General features: G+C 61.2%; 1 protein-coding gene. It reads left to right on the forward strand.

All coding sequences use genetic code 11. The features are described from left to right. A partial coding sequence (locus J3489_RS21885) for an AMP-binding protein (protein WP_207001574.1) occupies positions 1–735 on the forward strand: 735 nt, incomplete at both ends.

The raw sequence follows: 735 nt of genomic DNA on the forward strand, positions 1-735 counted from the left end.
GGCCTATGTGATCTACACCTCGGGTTCGACAGGGCGCCCCAAGGGTGTCGTGATTCCCCACGCGGGGATCGCCAACCGACTGCATTGGATGCAGCAAGCATATGGACTGCAGGTGTTCGATGCTGTGATGCAAAAGACTCCGTTCAGTTTCGACGTATCGGTCTGGGAATTCTTCTGGCCATTGCAAACGGGTTCGCGGTTGGTATTCGCGCGCGTCGACGGACATAGAGAGCCCGACTATCTGGTCGATTTGATCGAGCGGCAGCGTATTACCACGATGCACTTCGTGCCATCGATGCTCCAGGTGTTTACCGATTTTCTCGAGCGCAACGAAGAGGCGGCGAGACGATGCGAGACCTTGTCGCGAATCTTCTGCAGCGGCGAAGGATTGTCCGGCTCGACCGTGCGCCGACTATGCGCGCTGTTGCCGCACGTCGAATTGCACAATCTTTATGGTCCGACCGAAGCCTCTGTCGACGTGACTTTTTGGGCATGTGACGTGCGCTATTTTCCCGACGATATTCCCATCGGCCGGCCGATCAGCAACACGCAGGTGTACGTGCTGGACGGGCGGCTGCAGCCGGTACCGGTGGGGGTGGCGGGCGAGCTCTACATTGCCGGCGTCGGTCTGGCGCGCGGCTATCTGGGCCGGGCGGAGTTGACGGCCGAGCGCTTCGTGGCGAACCCGTTCGGCGCGCCGGGCAGCCGGATGTACCGCACGGGGGACGTGGCGAA

It is taken from the genome of Trinickia mobilis, assembly GCF_017315705.1.
Classification (GTDB): domain Bacteria; phylum Pseudomonadota; class Gammaproteobacteria; order Burkholderiales; family Burkholderiaceae; genus Trinickia_A; species Trinickia_A mobilis.